The organism is Mycolicibacterium fluoranthenivorans, from assembly GCF_011758805.1.
Classification (GTDB): domain Bacteria; phylum Actinomycetota; class Actinomycetes; order Mycobacteriales; family Mycobacteriaceae; genus Mycobacterium; species Mycobacterium fluoranthenivorans.
This window is the reverse complement of record NZ_JAANOW010000001.1, coordinates 597,918-613,667: the sequence shown is the minus strand read 5'-3', so window position 1 is coordinate 613,667 and position 15,750 is coordinate 597,918. Positions and strand designations below refer to the sequence as shown.

The following is a 15,750-nucleotide window of genomic DNA, read 5'->3' as shown; positions in this document are numbered from 1 at the left end:
TAAGCGGCTCAGAACCACTTTCGTTGCCACGTCGGGGTTGCTCAGTGCACGTTGTGATCCAACACGTACTGGAACCCGGCCATCAGCTGAGACAGCGGATCGACGCCTCCACTGCCAAAGGCGGCCTCACTCGCCCCCGCCGTGACCACCGCGGGGTCGTAGCCGCGAACAGGATCCACGGTGATGGGAGCGGTCAACGGATTGTCGTTACGCGTATATCCGGCATCCACATAGGGTTTGAGCACCCCGTCGAGCTTGTTCAGCGTGCCCTCGTCCACCCCGATGTACTTGAACGGGAGAACCAGCGGGAGGTGCTGCTCGGGAATCATGTACGTCGTCGTCTTCGCGCCCCGCGAGTTGTACGTGACCGCGACATTCTGGGGCGGCACATTCGACGGATTGGTGAAGGCCACCGCGGTGTGACCGGTGGCCAGGCCGACGATCGCGTTGGTGACGGAGATGATGTTGTCCTGGCGTTGCGGCCAGTCGGCGATGCTGTCGTACGGGGAGATGAATTGGTAGGTGTCGTACTGGCTGTCCACCTCCGGCGGCATGGTGAAGTCCAGCGACGGGACGACGCTGCCGACCGGGAAGTTCTGCCTCAGGAAGCTCTGGCCGAACGGGTTCGTCGTCAGAGGATCACCGAAGGTCGCGAAGGACAACTGATCCGGCGGAGGCGCGGCCGGATCGGTGGCGAGCCGGTTCTTCACCGCGTTGAGCACCATGGCGCCCTCGGACAACCCCATGGCGGTGCCGCTACCACCTGTCTGGATGGCATGGATGAGGTTGCCCTCACCCACGTCGACCGACTCGCCGATGCTCGGGCCGTCAAGTCCCAGCCCCGGGAAACCGTCATCCAACTTTCCGATGCCGGGGAACAGTCGCTCCAGGGTGTGCCCCTGAACCTGACCTGCCGGATATTGGATGTTCATGCGATTCAAGCCGGGGAACCAGTCGGCGCCCGTGCGGCGGATGTACTCGTCATAGGGAATACCGAGGACATGGGCACCACCGAGCGCGTACGCGTTGCCAGGGGTGCCACGCTGAGGTTCCGGGGCAGCAGATCCCGCTCCCGGGGCGGGTACGGGCGCCGGCTCGTCGGCTCCGGCGATACCTGAGGCGCCCGTGGCACTGACCGTCACCAGCACCGTCACCGCGGCGAGAAGTTTCCTCATGCCTGACTGCTCCCCTGCGATTTCGGTCGAGATGGCCACCAGTTCGCCTTGCCGACCAGCGTAGCGATGGCCGGCACGGTGATGGTCCGGACCAGGAATGTGTCCAGCAGGATTCCGGCACCGATGACGAACCCGCCTTGCACCACGGTACCGATGCTGGAGAACAGCAGACCCCACATCGAGGCCGCGAAGATCAGGCCCGCCGCCGTGATCACACCGCCCGTCGATGACAGCGTCCGGATGATGCCGTACCGCGTGCCGTGCGGAGACTCGTCGCGCAGTCGGGACGCGAAGAGCAGGTTGTAGTCCGCCCCCACCGCGACCAACACCACGAAGGCCAACGGTGGCACGGTCCAGTGCAACTGCTGACCGAAGCCGTACTGGAACACCAGCACACCGATACCGAGCGCCGCGAAGAACGAAATCACCACGGACCCCACCAGATACAGCGGTGCGATGACCGAACGGAGCAGCAGCATCAACGTCAGCAGCACCACGATGATGGTGACGGCGATGATGAACCGGATGTCCATTTGGTAGTAGTCGCGGGTGTCGCTCAGCGCGGCCGGGTATCCGCCCATCGAGATCGACGCGTCGGCCAGGCTGGTGTTCGGCTGAGCGCCCTTGGCCGCGTCACTGATCGCGTTGACCTGATCCATCGCCGCGACACTGAACGGATCGAGTTTGGTGAGCACCAGGTAGCGCACCGAGTGCCCGTCCGGCGAGATGAACATCTTGGCGGCGGCCTTGAAGTCCGGCAGCTGCAGCACCTCGGGCGGGATGTTGAATCCCGCCATCGCGGGGCCCGCCGCGTTCTGCTTCATCGACAGCAGGAACGCCGACGCCTGGTCCAGACCGCTGCGCATGAGCTGGATCTGGTCGACCACCTCGTTCACCCCGGTCGCCACCTCACGGCTGCCGGTCGCCGAACGGTCGGCCTGTTGCCGAAGCTTGCCCAAAGTCGCCTGCGCCCCGGCGGGCGAGTCCAGACCCAACGTCTTCATCAGCTTGGTGAGGTTGGTGAAGGCGGTGCCCAGCTGATTCAGCGAGGTATTCAGCGATTGCCTGTCTTGCATCGACTGTAGTTGTCCCGCAAGCTTATTGATCTCATCCAGGGTGCCGTCCTGGCGTGCCTGGGCCAGCCGGGAGAAGTGCGCACGGGTCTCACTGCACGAGGCGTCCAGATCGCAGGTCACATTGCCCTGCAGTGCCGTCAGCACCGGCCCCACCCAGGCGAACATGTCCTTGGCAGCCGTGACGCTGATGCCCATCGAACTGCCGAGCTGGTTGATGCTGTCGACCAGCTTGGCGCCGACTTCGACGTTGCGGACCAGCTTGTCGCCGCCGTTCTGGTCGCGCATCGACGAGAAGGCGTTGACCATCTGCTGGATGGTCCCGGCGATCTGGTTGACCTGACCGCGGACATCGCCGAGGCCGGTCGCCAGGGTGCCCGCCCCCTTCGACAGCCGATTGAGGTCGGTCATGTTCTGGGTGATCATGTCGGCGCCGGTACCCAGTCGATCACCGACCAGTCCGGCTTGGTAGGTGGCCCGGAACTCCTGCGGCACCACGCCGAGCGGCCGGGTGATACCGCTGACCATCGAGATATCGGGCACCTGGGTGATGCGTTCGGCCATCTGCTCCAGGTCCGCGAGGGACTGCGGGGTACGCAGATCGTGCGGCGACCGGACCAAGACATAGGACGGAACCGACTGGTTGAGGTCGAAATGGCGTTCCAGCGCTGCATACCCGACCGAACTCGGGTCCGACGCCTGTACCGCTTTGCGGTCGTCGTAGTTGTACTTCGCCAGACCGACACAGCTGGCCAGCAGCATCAGCACCAGCAGACTGGCCACCAGGTGCAGTCGCGGGCGGCGCACGATGCGAATCCCGGACCGGCGCCACATCCGCGTGGTCAGCTCGCGCCGCGGCGTGACCCAGCCCCGTGGCCCGACGATGGCGAGGATGGCCGGCAGCAGTGTCAGGGCGGCCAGGAAGGCCACCCCGATCCCGATCGCGGAGGACACACCGACCGTGGAGAACACTCCCATCCGGGCGAAACTGATCCCGACGAAGGTGAGTCCGATGGTCGCCGCCGACGCCGTGATCACCTTCCCCACCGAACCCAGGGCATGCCGGACCGCGTCCTCGGAGCTCTCGCCCATTCGCACGTAGTCGTGGTAGCGACTGATCAGGAAGACCGCGTAGTCCGTGCCGGCACCCGCGATGATCGCGCTGAGCAGAATGATGGCCTGGTTGGACACCCCCAGGCCGGTCAGCTGCGACAAGCCGGCCACCAGGGACTGCGCGATCACGAGAGAGATCCCGATACCGGTCAACGGCAGCAGCATGGTGACCGGATTGCGGTACACCACCAGCAGCACCAGGAGCACCAGGACGGCGATCGCGATCTCGATCGGCAGACGGTCGCGCTGCCCCGCGACAGTCAGGTCGGCGACGGTGGCCGCCGGGCCGGTGAGGTGGACCTCCAGCGGGCTTCCCGCGGTGTTCTGTTTGACGATCTCGGCCACCCGGGTGAAGGCGGCATAGGACTGCGGGGTGCCCAACGCACCCGCAAGACCCACCGGCAGGACCCAGGACTTGCCGTCCTTACTCGTCAGGAACGACCGCAGGGCGGGCGTCCCGACGAAATCCTGCAGCATCACCACGTCTTGCTGGTCATCGCGCAGCGCGTCGACCAATTTGCGGTAGGTGGCCTCATGGGCCGGACCGAGCCCACGCTCATCGGTCAGGACCACCAACAGAAGGTCATCGCCGCCGGGCTCGTGGAACGCCTCGGTCATCTGCTTGGCGGCGACGCTGGACGGCGCATCGGCCGGCAGCATGGCCAGCGGGTGTTTCTGAGCCATCTCGTTCAGGCTCGGGAACGTCAGCGGCAGCACCACCGCCAAGGCAACCCACAGGCCGACCACCGCCCAGGGCATTCGCACGACAAAATCAGCTAGTCGGCGCACGTTGCCCCCACCTGTGGTCCTCGTATTCTCTGGCCCCCGAAAATCACTGTCACAAGCTCAAGCCGCGTCGTGCTGTCCGGCCCTGCACGGCAACCTACCCAAAACGGCCCCAATCGCCGCTGTCAGCCACCTGCTCGACCACGGACTTCATCGTGGCGATGTAGCGGGCGACCGACTTCTGGGCGACCGGGTTGTCCGGAAACATCACCGCCATTGCCGTACCGGCCTCGTACCGGAATACGTAGATCGTCAACTGATAGGAGAATCTGCCGTCGGAGTAAATTCCGATATTGTTCGAATAACCCATCTCAGCTGCAGCGATCACCGCGTTCAGCGGAGCTGCGCCACCGTGCAGGAAGTTCGAAACGGGAAAGTTCGGATGCGGGTTCTCCAACCACGGCGCCAATTCCAGTACGCGGTAATACGGAACCCTCGCCAGATTGAGCCCGGAATCGAACGAAGTCTGCGCCGCCCACGCGGCTTCGGCGAAAGTCGTCGCGGCGATCGGGACGGTGATCGGGACCAGGCCAGTGAACCAGCCCTGGGTCATGAAGTTGTCCGATGTGCGGCGGGTGTCCCGCGGGGTGAGCCCGTAGTAGGTCGCCGCACCGGTCAGCTCGTGTTCGACCATGGCGGTGCACGCGTACAGGCCGCCGACGAAACGCGTACCCGCCGCGGTGCACGCCGCTTCGAATCGTGCCGTCTGATCTGCGTCGAGCAACATCTCGCCGACCGCATCGGCTGCTGCTGGAGACCTCGTGCGGCCCGGCGGTCACCGTCGACACGGCGTGCAGCTCGTCGCTGGTGGGATCTCCGAGACCGCGTCGCGCCCCTGGTGCAGGACGTCCCAGTACTGCTCGGGCGCGTTCTCCAGCCGGCTCAACGTCCCGGCACCGCTGCTGGCAGTGGTACCCGACGGCGTCAGCTCGGTGGATGCGGCGACCATCTCCGCTGCGGCACTGACGGTCCGGTTGGCCTTCGACTGGGCGCAGCTCAAGCCCGGCGACAAGGTGCTCATCCACGCCGCCAGCGGCGGCGTGGGTCTGGCCGCGGTCCAGATGGCCCGCCAGCACGGCGCGATCGTGTTCGCCACCGCGAGCAAGTACAAGCGCGCCACGCTGCGGGAGATGGGTGTGGAGTACGTCTACGACTCGCGGACAACGGATTTCGCGGATCAGATCCTCGCGGATACCGACGGCGCGGGTGTGGACGTGGTGCTCAACTCCTTGACCAGTGAGGGCTTCATCGAAGCGACGTTGCGGGCCACGGCCCACGGCGGTCGGTTCGCCGAGATCGCCAAGCGCGATATCTGGCCCGTCGAGCGGATGGCCGAGGTGCGGCCCGATATCAACTACGAGATCGTGGCGCTGGACGTGACGATGATGTCCGACCCCGATCACATCCAGAAGCTGATGGCGGAGGTGTCCGAGGGGTTGGCCACCGGTGTGTGGACCCCGGTGCCCGCCGAGGTCTACCCGCTGACCGAGGCCAGGACCGCGTTCCGCCGGATGCAGCAGGCTCGGCACATCGGCAAGATCGTCGTGCAGATGCCGAAACCGCTTCAGCCGCATGGCGATCGGAGCTACCTGCTCACCGGTGGGCTGGGTGCGCTCGGCTTGCACACGGCGTCCTATCTGGCTCAGCTCGGCGCCGGGGACATCGTGCTGACCAGCCGGCGTACCCCCGACGCGGAGACCCAGCAGGCCATCGACGCCATCACCGAGCGGTTCCACTGCCGGATCCACGTGTTCTCGGCCGACGTCGGGGACGAGGTTTCGGTGGCGGCGCTGTTGGACAAGATCCGCGCCGAACTGCCGCCGCTGGCCGGTATCGCACACCTGGCCGGTGTGCTCGACGATGCGCTGCTCCCGCAGCAGGATCTGGAGCACTTCCGGACGACGTTGGGCCCGAAAGCCTATGGTGCGCACCACCTGCACCGGTTGACCAAGGACGATGACCTCGAGTTCTTCATCGTGTACTCGTCTGCGTCCGCGGTGCTCGGTTCGCCGTCGCAGGCCAACTACGCCACCGCCAACGCGCTGCTCGACGGGCTTGTGGCACAGCGGCGGGCGCAGGGGCTGCCGGCCACCGCCGTCAACTTCGGGCCGTGGGGTCATGGCGGTATGGCCAGCTCGCAGGCCGCCGTCGCCAACCTCAGTGCGCAGGGCATGATGCCGCTGGAGCCGTCGGCGGCGCTGGCCGCCCTCGGCGAGGCGATCCGGCACGGCGCGGCGCAGGTCACTGTGCTGAAGGCGAACTGGCAACGCACAGCGAAGATGCTGGGCGGCATCCGCCCGCCGCTGCTGGATCAGGTGCTGCCCAGCGGTGACGGATCGGTGCAGGGCGACAGCGAGTTGCTGCGGCAACTGCAGGAGCTGCCGGTGGCAGCGCGCGGCGGGTTCATCACCGAATTCCTGCAGCGCGAGGTGCAGGGCTTCCTGCGGCTGGCGCAGCCGCCGGCGGCGTCCAGCAGGTTCCTGGATCTGGGCACCGACTCGCTGATGGCCGTCGAGCTGCGCAACCGGCTGTTCGGTCAGTTCGGTGGCAAGTTCGACATCAGCCCGACGGCGGTGTTCGACTACCCGACCATCGGAGAGTTGGCCGAGCACCTGGTCTCGCAGCTGCCTGATTCGGATGCCCCAGCGGCCCCGGTCACGCCGGAGGCGCCTGCCGAGGAGCCGGCCCCGGCCGCCGCGGACTAGGCCCAGCGCGTCGCTTCCACCTCGAGTGGCAGCGAAGGATGGATCGGCACATCCAGCCCGTCGTAGATCCCGGCGGGCTGGGTGGCCAGCCATTCGATGGCCCCCAGCAGACGGTTGGCCGCCGTGGTGTTGCCGCCGTCGGCCCGGGTGCCACCCGGTACGTCGGCCCGCACGACGATGGTCAACTCCGGATCGCCGTCGATGATCACCCGGTGATCGCCGGCGCCCTGATCGGGAGCCGGCCACTCCGGTGCGACGGACGGATGGATCCGGGTGATGTGTTCGATGACCACCCGCTGCTGTCCGCCGGCCCAGCCGATCACCTTGAGCCGAAACGCTCCCTGGGTGCCCTTCTCGAAGGTGCCCATCACGGTGTCGACATCCTCGGTGAGCGCCAGACGCTGGACGTCCTCGGTGATCTCGTCGATCTCCAGGCCGAGCCCTCGCCCGATCAGGCGGACGTTACCGCCCCACACCATGGTCGGGATGGACGGCAACAGCATCATCGGTGTCTCGTCCATCGGCCCGCCGAAACCGCAGAGCACCTTCACCGAATGCGGCTGGTTGTAGGTGGAGTAGTCGAAGATCTCCTGGCAACGGATGGTCTTGATGCGGGTACACAAACCCGCCGCGAGCACCGCGAGCGCGTCGTTGCCCCAGCCCGGGTCGACGCCACTGACCAGAAGGGACACCCCGCCCGCTTCGGCTGCCGAGGTGAGCCGGGCCACCCACTCCGGTGGCGCCGAGCGCGGGTCGTAGAGCGAGTAAAGCGACGGCGTCACTACATGCGCGCCGGCCTTGAGCGCGCGCTCGATATCGGCGATCGCCTCCTCGGGCCGGATATCGCCGGAGGCCATATAGGCCACCGCGTCGGCCCCGGTCAGGGCGTCGTCGACATCGGTGGTGGCCAGCACGCCGGTGGAGTCCGGAAGTCCGGCAAACGAGGCGGCGTCGCGGCCGGCCTTGTCGGCGGACGAGGTGATGACGCCGGCCAGCTCAAGACCCGGGAAGGCGACCGTCGAGCGGATCGCCGTCGAGCCCATATTGCCCGTTCCCCATACCACCACACGCCTCATGCGCCTCACCTTAGAGGTTTGTTGAGCGCCTCCGTGGCGAGCATCACAGATTGAATGTCATTGCAGGTCAAACGGCAAAAATGAGCGTCGAGAGCCGCCCAATCAACCAGGCGGTTGGTTCGCTGGCGACAATTTGCTCAGAGCCCCTTTGCGATGGGGTTACCGGGCGGTATAGTTCAGGCCAGTTACTGGTGGGTAACTTAGCCCTGAGTACCCAACCGACAGCTTCCATCTCATTGAGGAGAAACCGTGGGCCACTACAAGAGCAACGTCCGTGACCAGGTCTTTACCCTGTTCGACGTACTCGGTCTCGACAAGGCGCTCGGTGCCGGTTCGTTCAGCGATCTGGACGCCGACACCGCCAAGGAGATGATCTCCGAGATGGCGCGCCTGGCCGAGGGCCCGGTCGCCGAATCGTTCGCCGACGGCGATCGCAACCCGCCGGTGTTCGACCCCAAGACTCACACCGTCAAGCTGCCCGAGTCCTTCAAGAAGTCGGTCAAGGTGACCATCGAGGGCGGCTGGAACAAGGTCAGCCTCGACGAGGAACTCGGCGGCGTGCCCGCCCCCAAGGCGCTGCTGTGGGCACTCAACGAGCACATCCTGGGCGCCAACCCGGCCGTGTGGATGTACGCCGGCGGTTCGGCGTTCGCGCAGATCTTCGCGCACAACGGCACCGAAGAGCAGAAGAAGTGGGCCGTCATCGCCGCTGAGCGCGACTGGGGCGCCACCATGGTGCTGACCGAGCCCGACGCGGGCTCCGACGTCGGCGCCGGACGCACCAAGGCCGTCAAGCAGGAGGACGGCTCCTGGCACATCGACGGTGTGAAGCGCTTCATCACCTCCGCCGAGGCCGATGACATGTTCGAGAACATCTTCCACCTGGTCCTGGCCCGCCCCGAGGGCGCCGGCCCCGGCACCAAGGGTCTGTCGCTGTTCTTCGTGCCGAAGTACCACTTCGACTTCGAGACCGGCGAGCTGGGCGAGCGCAACGGCGTCTACGTGACCAACGTCGAGCACAAGATGGGCCTGAAGGTTTCGGCCACCTGTGAGCTGACCTTCGGCCAGCACGACAAGCCCGCCGTCGGCTGGCTCGTCGGCGAGGTGCACAACGGCATCGCGCAGATGTTCGACGTCATCGAACAAGCCCGCATGATGGTCGGCACCAAGGCCATCGCCACCCTGTCGACCGGTTACCTCAACGCTCTGGAGTACGCCAAGGAGCGCGTGCAGGGTGCCGATCTGACCCAGATGACCGACAAGACCGCGCCGCGCGTGACCATCACGCACCACCCGGACGTGCGTCGTTCGCTGATGACCCAGAAGTCCTACGCCGAGGGCATGCGCGCGCTGTACCTGTACACCGCCACCTTCCAGGACGACGAGGTGGCCCAGGCGCTGCACGGTGTGGACGCGGACCTGGCACTGCGGGTCAACGACCTGCTGCTCCCGATCGTCAAGGGTTACGGCTCCGAGCAGGCCTACGCCAAGCTCACCGAGTCGCTGCAGACCTTCGGTGGTTCCGGCTTCCTGCAGGACTACCCGATCGAGCAGTACATCCGCGACGCCAAGATCGACTCGCTCTACGAAGGCACCACCGCCATCCAGGCGCAGGACTTCTTCTTCCGCAAGATCATCCGCGACAAGGGCCAGGCGCTGTCCTACGTGGCCGGCCAGATCGACACGTTCATCAAGAACGAGTCGGGCAACGGTCGCCTGAAGGCCGAGCGTGCGCTGCTGGCCACCGCCCTGGAGGACGTGCAGGGCATGGCCGCCACCCTGACCGGCTACCTGATGGCCGCGCAGGAAGATGCCGCGAGCATCTACAAGGTGGGCCTGGGTTCGGTGCGCTTCCTGCTCTCGGTCGGCGATCTGATGGTCGGCTGGCTGCTGCAGCGTGAGGCCGCCGTCGCCATCGAGCGCCTCGACGCCGGTGCCACCGGCGAGGAGAAGGCCTTCCTCGACGGCAAGGTCGCGGCCGCGTCGTTCTTCGCGAAGAACTTCCTGCCGCTGCTGACCAGCACCCGCACCGTCCTCGACGGTATCGACAACGAGGTCATGGAGCTGTCCGAAGCCTCCTTCTGATCTCTCATAGACCAAGTGCCCCCGGCGATCCCGGGGGCACTTGTCGTTTGGGGCATGCTTCGGTGTGTCGGCGGTTCTGCAGGACAGCGATGCGGGCGGCGCCGTGGTGGGCGTGCCAGCCGGGCGCCATGGTCGGGGCCGGGTGGGCCTTGACCTCGGGGCTGTAGGAGTAGCCGGGGCCGCTCGGGGCCTGCGCGGTGGTGGCCGCGGCGGCGGTGCCGGCCAGGCCGAGAGCGCCTGCGCCGATGATGCCCGCGGTGACGATGCTGAGGCCCAGGTGCTTGATCATTTCGGTAATCCTTTGTGTGGGTTGTTTTCTCCGTTGCGATAACAATGCGCCGCACGGCGCTCAGGATCTGTCGGGTGACCGGTGGATGCACCGGGTGAAGTGGTTGTCCCCCGATCGGGGGAACGGCACGGCGCGTATCGGCAGGATTGACGTCATGCTGCATGCCCGACGCGCCATCCTGCTCGTCTCCCTGGCCGCCACCACCGCGCTGACCGTGGTGCTGGGTGTGACGGATCCCGAGGCGCCGCTGTCCTATCCCTCGCGGTTCCTGATCTGGAATCTGTTCCTGGCGTGGATCCCGATGGTGGCCGCGGTCGCCTTCGCCAGTGTGCGGCGCGGGATCTGGCTGCTGCCGCTGGGCGTGCTGTGGCTGGCATTCCTGCCGAACTCGCCCTATCTGGTGACCGATCTGGTGCACCTGGGTGATGATGTCGAGCTGTGGCGGCACATCCTGCAGTACGGATTCGCGGCGTGGACGGGCATCGTCCTCGGTGTGGTATCGATGCGGCTGGTGCACAATCGCGTCGAGAGGCAGTTCGGCGCGGCCGCCGGGTGGTTTCTGGTCATCGTGTCGGTGGGGTTGTGCGCTGTCGGCGTGGTGATCGGGCGGTTCCAGCGGTGGAACTCGTGGGATCTGGTCACGCGGCCGGACGCGGTGGTGGCAGGGACGCTGGAATGGGTGCGCTCACCGCTGGCGTACGTGCAATCGACGGGCGTGGCAGTGGCGGTCGCTGTGTTCTTCGGCCTGGCCTACCTCACGATCTGGGCGCTGGACGGCCTCGACTCGGACTGATGCACGAGCCAAGAATGTGCCCCCAAGAATGTGCCAAGACGGCGGTCGCAGCATTTCGGGTGACTGAAAGGGAGCTGCCGTGCCACGCACACTCATCACCACCGCCATCGCGGCATTCGCCGTCGCCACTGTGCTGTCACCGGTCGCGCACGCCGACGACGCGGTGAACCTACCGCTGACACCGGATGTGCGCGCCGAGCTGATACAGGCCGGCGCAGTGCTGACCGGGCGGCCGGCGTCGGAATTCACCGGCCTGCGCGAAGGCCAGTCCTACTATGCCGTGGACCCGGAGACCGGAATCCGCTGGGCCGCTGCCGCCTTGCACACCGACGGTACCCATCCCGAGGCAGCGATCCAGCTCCAAGACCAGAACAGCTACATGTCGTTCATGCAGCCGGGTATCCCCGGCGCCACCTGGATCCCGACCGCGATCGGCTTCGGACCGATACCAGCCGGGCAGGCACCGTGCCCGATCCCCGAGAACATCCGTGCGCTGTGGAACTGGCCCGCCGGCAAGTGCTACCGGCCGCGGTCATGAAGCTCCTTGCGGCGTTGTTGCTGGCCGGTTCGGCGGTGACGCTCGCCCCGACCGCGACTGCCGACGCGTCGACACCATGCGACTGGGTGAGCGTCCGAGAAGCAACGGACATCCTCGGACAACCGGTCGCCGCAACACCGCGACAAGCCGGCTGCTGGTACGCGATATCCGGCGAACAACCCGGTCTGGGCATCAGCTCCGAAGTGCTGGCACCGGAGGCAATGCCCGCCGCCGCCGAGCCGGTCTGTATCACCGAACCGATGACCACACCGCCGTCCACGACAGTGATCGCGCGGCTGAACGACAACCGTATCTACCGCGCCACCGCAACCTACCAATCCTGCGACACCGTAACCCGATTCGCGCGTATCGCGATCGACCGATTCTCCTGAGAGCCCGTCATGAACCACTTCACCACTCACACCGTGTGCGTCGCAGCGCTCGCCTCGATCATGCTTGCCGGCTGCACGTCGGAGCCGACTTCGGTTGCGGGCCAAACCAGTAATCGTCCTGCGTCGCCCGTGCAGGCGACCGCACCGGCATCAGCGCCTGTCGCCGCGAAGGGGTCTGAGCGCACTGCCGCCGACGCACCGTGGGATCAGGTCGGGCCGGGCTGGGTGGTGGCCATGTGGAGCCCCGTCACTCCGCATCACCCCGGCACGCCGCCCGTCCCCGGCGAGCCCACCCCGGAGACCGCCACCCAGGTCCTCTACCTTGTCTCCCCCGCCGGGGAGCGCTACCCGATGGCCGAGTTCGGTCCCGCCGAGATTGCCACCCACGTGTCCGACTGGTCCGGCGACGGCAGCCATGTACTGCTGACCCCGGGTTACGGTCAAGACGGACAAGCGATCTCCCTTGATCTGCGTACCGGTGAGCGCACGTCCTTCCCCGTCACCGGAACGGCGCGGTACACGCAACCCAACGGCAGGGCATTCCTGGTGTCGACCAGCTACAACGGTGCCGAGCCGGGGACGCTGACACGTATCGACGCCAGCGGTAATGTGCAGATGTCCTATCCGACAGAGGATCTGGGTGGTGCCGGGCAGTTCAGCGGCGACTACCTCGCGTTCCCCGACGGAACACAGTTGGTGCTCTCCACCGCCAACCTCGGCAACGAGGTCGTGCCCAGGTCGGATAACAGCTTGGTGATCGTCGGCAACGACGGGTCGATCGACCGAACCCTGCCGGTACCGATGTCGAACGCCACCTGCGCACCGGTGAAGTGGTGGACCGACAAGGTGCTGCTTGCCCATTGCGAAATTCAGCGCGGCGGTGGTGAGCAGTTGTGGACCGTGCCCCTGGACGGCCGAAAGCCCACCGCGCTCACAGCGGTCAACACGCACGACGACCAACCGGGGTTCGAGGGCAACTACGGCAACTGGACCGCCTTCAAGACCGCCAACGGCACCTTCCTGCCCACCTCGGGCGCATGCGGCACCAGCTTCGTCTCCAAGCTGACCGCAGATGGGCACACCGAGCGCATTCATATCCCAGGTGTCAGTGCCAGTGTCGGACTGGCCGGCGTCAGCGCTGACAAACTGATGGTGGTGGGCCAAGTCGGTTGTGGTGGCGGCAATTCGCTGGTGTCCTACGACCCCGCCACCAACACGTCGGACGTACTCCTCGGCGCGCCGATCAACGGCGGCGGCGTGGAAGACGTCCGCCTTTACCCGGTCACGCCGTGACCCGGCTCATCACGGCATGGGCCGCGCTTCTTATCGGCGCCATCACCTTCGGTGCCCCCGCCTCGGCGCAGCCGATACGCAGTTGCGCAGACCTGGGCGGGTCCGTCGAGGCCGCTCGAATCTGCCGCATCAAGGCCGAAAGCGACACGTACGCAATCGATATCAGCTATTCGCTGGACTACCCCGACCAGCAGTCGCTGACCGACTACATCACCACGAATAAGGACGATTTCATTGCTTTCGTCGGGTCCATCCCGCGGCGGGACCGCACGTACGACCGCGGCATCACCCCGCATTCGTACGCATCGCGCTCGACGGCGAGCGTCGTGCTCGAGGTGTACGGCGACACCGGCGCCCACCCGGTGACGTCGTTCCACGCGTTCAACTACGACCTCGGCACGCACGCACCGATCACGTTCGGCACCGCATTCACACCAGGCGCCGTCGGCGCGCTCGACCCGATCGTGCAACGCGAGATGGAGAGGCGTTGGGTCGGCTACCTGGACCCGGCACCGCACAACACCCTGGGCGCCAGGGTGTATCAGGACTTCGCGCTCACCGACGACGCGGTGATCTTCTACATCGGCCAAGGCATGTGGCTGCCGGAGGTCGCGGGCCCGCAGCGGGTGTCGATCTCCCGCAGCGAACTGGCATCGGTATTGATCTGAGCGAACCGGTCGCCGTTCTGCTCACAGCAGCGCCGGCGGCGAGATCGGGTCGGCAGGCTGCATTGTCGAGGAATGACAGAGAAGCCACCGCTGTTCAGCAGACAACTACGCGAAGACCTGTACCGCAAGAGAGTTCTCGTACTCGACGGCGCACTCGACGATGACAACGGGACCGTGCTGGTCACCCAGTTCCTGACGCTGGCCGCCGACTCCGGCGACGATATCTGGTTGTGGATCCACTCCCCCGGCGGATCGGTGCCGGCCATGCTGGCCATCCGCGACGTGATGCGGCTGGTCCCCGCGGATGTGGGCACGCTTGCTCTCGGATTGGCGTGCAGCGCCGGGCAATTCCTGTTGTCCGCGGGCACGCCGGGGAAACGCTTCGCGTTGCCGCACGCGCGCATCCTGATGCACCAGGGATCAGCGGGGATCGCCGGGTCGGCGGTCGAGGTGGAAGTCCAGGCCGACGATCTGCGATATACCCGCGACACCGTGCTCGGCCTCATCGCCGCGGACACCGGTCAGGAGATCGACCGGATCTTCACCGACTCGCTGCACGACCGCTGGTTCACCGCCGAGCAGGCGCGGGAGTACGGATTCATCGACCACATCGTCGGCGACTTCACCCAGATAGCGCCGAATCAGAGGCAGCAGTTGGGAATTCACGCATGAGCGAGGCTTGCCGAGGGAATCGACAGATATGAGCACCTACACCATCCCCAACGTGGTCGCCCGTACCAGCGGTGGCGAGCGCATCATGGACGTCTACTCACACCTGCTCAGCGAGCGCATCGTCTACCTCGGCACCGCGATCGACCCGGGCGTCGCGAACGCGCTCATCGCGCAGCTGCTGCACCTGGAGGCCGACAACCCCGAGCAGGAGATCGCGCTCTACATCAATTCCGAAGGCGGCGACCTGTCGGCGATGCTGGCGGTATACGACACCATGCGGTTCATCAAGGCACCGGTGGCGACGACGTGTATCGGTCAGGCCGTCGCCGCCGGGGCGGTACTGCTGGCCGCCGGTGCACCGGGCCGCCGGGCGGTACTGCCACACACCAGAGTGGTGCTGCACCAGCCCGCCGCGCAGGGCCGCGGCACCATTCCCGATCTCATCCTGCAAGCCGACGAGGTGGCGCGGGTGCGCGGCCAGCTGGAAGCCATCCTGGCGCGGCACACCGGGCGCAGCACCGAACAGCTACGGCACGACACCGATCGCGATCGGGTGTTCGACGCCCACGCAGCCGTCGCCTACGGCCTGGCCGACCGCGTCCTGGACCAGCGAAACCCCTAGGCCGCCATCAACATCGGGCCGCGCACAGGCCGGGTGGGGCGACTGAGATCTGCCGAGATGCCACCGAGTAGCCGGACCAGGTCCGTGCGCAACGCCCCGCACACCGCGGCGATCATCTCGCTGGACGGCTCCTTGCGGCCACGTTCGATCTCGGAGAGGTACTGCGGTGACACGCCGGCCCGCGCGGCGACATCGACCAGACGCTGCCCCTGTTCATGGCGGGTTTCGCGGAGCCGACGGCCGAGGACCTCACGCCACAGCGGTTCCGGCGCCTCGCGCTGGGGGTGGATACCGGGATGGATACGGATGACCTCGCCCATCCCCGTATCTTCGCCGCCGGGAGGGCCGGGCGCCTGCCTGTTCGCCATGAGCACAAATGGGCGGGTTCGGGAAGGACACTTGAGGGGCGTCTTCACTACCTTTCGGTATGGCACGCGGCCGGATCTTCACCTCTTGTTCCGGCTCTTTGG

At 66.4% G+C, this 15,750-nt stretch carries 13 protein-coding genes and 2 pseudogenes; 9 read left to right on the top strand and 6 right to left on the bottom strand.

Annotated features, from left to right (window positions below):
* Window positions 1-41: 41 nt before the first annotated feature.
* The 3 genes and pseudogenes from pe to FHU31_RS02950 form a co-directional block, all read right to left on the bottom strand.
* A complete protein-coding gene (gene pe / locus FHU31_RS02960) occupies window positions 42-1,175 on the bottom strand; it encodes an acyltransferase PE (RefSeq protein ID WP_167155712.1) in 1,134 nt (377 codons plus the stop codon).
* A complete protein-coding gene (locus FHU31_RS02955) occupies window positions 1,172-4,150 on the bottom strand; it encodes an MMPL/RND family transporter (protein WP_308206775.1) in 2,979 nt (992 codons plus the stop codon). The genes pe and FHU31_RS02955 overlap by 4 nt, the downstream gene beginning before the upstream one ends.
* A 94-nt stretch (window positions 4,151-4,244) precedes the next feature.
* Window positions 4,245-4,877, bottom strand: a pseudogene (locus tag FHU31_RS02950) (acyltransferase); the annotation flags it as partial.
* A gap of 133 nt (window positions 4,878-5,010) precedes the next feature.
* On the opposite strand from FHU31_RS02950, the pseudogene FHU31_RS02945 reads away from it, so the two are divergent.
* Window positions 5,011-6,852 (top strand): annotated as a pseudogene (locus tag FHU31_RS02945) (type I polyketide synthase); the annotation flags it as partial.
* On the opposite strand, the gene FHU31_RS02940 reads toward FHU31_RS02945, so the two are convergent.
* On the bottom strand, window positions 6,849-7,928 hold the full coding sequence (locus FHU31_RS02940) for an NAD(P)H-dependent amine dehydrogenase family protein (protein WP_167155709.1): 1,080 nt from the start codon (window positions 7,926-7,928) through the stop codon (window positions 6,849-6,851). The pseudogene FHU31_RS02945 and the gene FHU31_RS02940 sit on opposite strands and share 4 nt — an antisense overlap.
* Before the next feature lie 249 nt (window positions 7,929-8,177).
* On the opposite strand from FHU31_RS02940, the gene FHU31_RS02935 reads away from it, so the two are divergent.
* Complete coding sequence (locus FHU31_RS02935; protein ID WP_167155707.1) at window positions 8,178-10,013, top strand: acyl-CoA dehydrogenase; 1,836 nt, start codon at window positions 8,178-8,180, stop codon at window positions 10,011-10,013.
* A 4-nt stretch (window positions 10,014-10,017) separates the two neighbouring features.
* Here the strand turns inward: FHU31_RS02935 and FHU31_RS02930 are convergent, their stop codons facing one another.
* Window positions 10,018-10,302: a hypothetical protein gene (locus FHU31_RS02930; RefSeq protein ID WP_234901125.1), complete on the bottom strand. Its 285-nt coding sequence runs from the start codon at window positions 10,300-10,302 to the stop codon at window positions 10,018-10,020.
* Window positions 10,303-10,456: 154 nt separating this feature from the next.
* Between FHU31_RS02930 and FHU31_RS02925 the strand changes: the two genes are divergently transcribed.
* The 7 genes from FHU31_RS02925 (at window position 10,457) to FHU31_RS02895 (ending at window position 15,280) form a co-directional block, all read left to right on the top strand.
* Entirely contained in the window at window positions 10,457-11,095 is a 639-nt protein-coding gene (locus FHU31_RS02925; RefSeq protein ID WP_167155704.1) for a DUF1361 domain-containing protein, read from the top strand.
* Window positions 11,096-11,174: 79 nt separating this feature from the next.
* Window positions 11,175-11,633: a hypothetical protein gene (locus FHU31_RS02920; protein ID WP_167155700.1), complete on the top strand. Its 459-nt coding sequence runs from the start codon at window positions 11,175-11,177 to the stop codon at window positions 11,631-11,633.
* Window positions 11,630-12,025 (top strand): hypothetical protein, encoded by a 396-nt coding sequence (locus tag FHU31_RS02915; protein WP_167155697.1) that lies wholly within the window; start codon window positions 11,630-11,632, stop codon window positions 12,023-12,025. Before FHU31_RS02920 ends, FHU31_RS02915 begins: the two co-directional genes overlap by 4 nt.
* A gap of 234 nt (window positions 12,026-12,259) precedes the next feature.
* Window positions 12,260-13,318, top strand: coding sequence for a hypothetical protein (locus FHU31_RS02910; RefSeq protein WP_167155693.1), 1,059 nt, complete (start codon window positions 12,260-12,262; stop codon window positions 13,316-13,318).
* Window positions 13,315-13,986 carry an RsiV family protein gene (locus tag FHU31_RS02905; protein WP_167155691.1) on the top strand — a complete coding sequence of 224 codons (672 nt, stop codon included), beginning with the start codon at window positions 13,315-13,317 and terminating at the stop codon, window positions 13,984-13,986. The genes FHU31_RS02910 and FHU31_RS02905 overlap by 4 nt, the downstream gene beginning before the upstream one ends.
* Before the next feature lie 72 nt (window positions 13,987-14,058).
* Window positions 14,059-14,658, top strand: a complete 600-nt coding sequence (locus tag FHU31_RS02900) for a ClpP family protease (protein ID WP_167155688.1) — start codon at window positions 14,059-14,061, stop codon at window positions 14,656-14,658.
* A gap of 28 nt (window positions 14,659-14,686) precedes the next feature.
* Window positions 14,687-15,280, top strand: coding sequence for a ClpP family protease (locus FHU31_RS02895; protein WP_167155686.1), 594 nt, complete (start codon window positions 14,687-14,689; stop codon window positions 15,278-15,280).
* Here the strand turns inward: FHU31_RS02895 and FHU31_RS02890 are convergent.
* Window positions 15,277-15,600 (bottom strand): helix-turn-helix domain-containing protein, encoded by a 324-nt coding sequence (locus tag FHU31_RS02890; RefSeq protein ID WP_167155683.1) that lies wholly within the window; start codon window positions 15,598-15,600, stop codon window positions 15,277-15,279. The genes FHU31_RS02895 and FHU31_RS02890 overlap by 4 nt on opposite strands.
* Window positions 15,601-15,750: the final 150 nt, after the last annotated feature.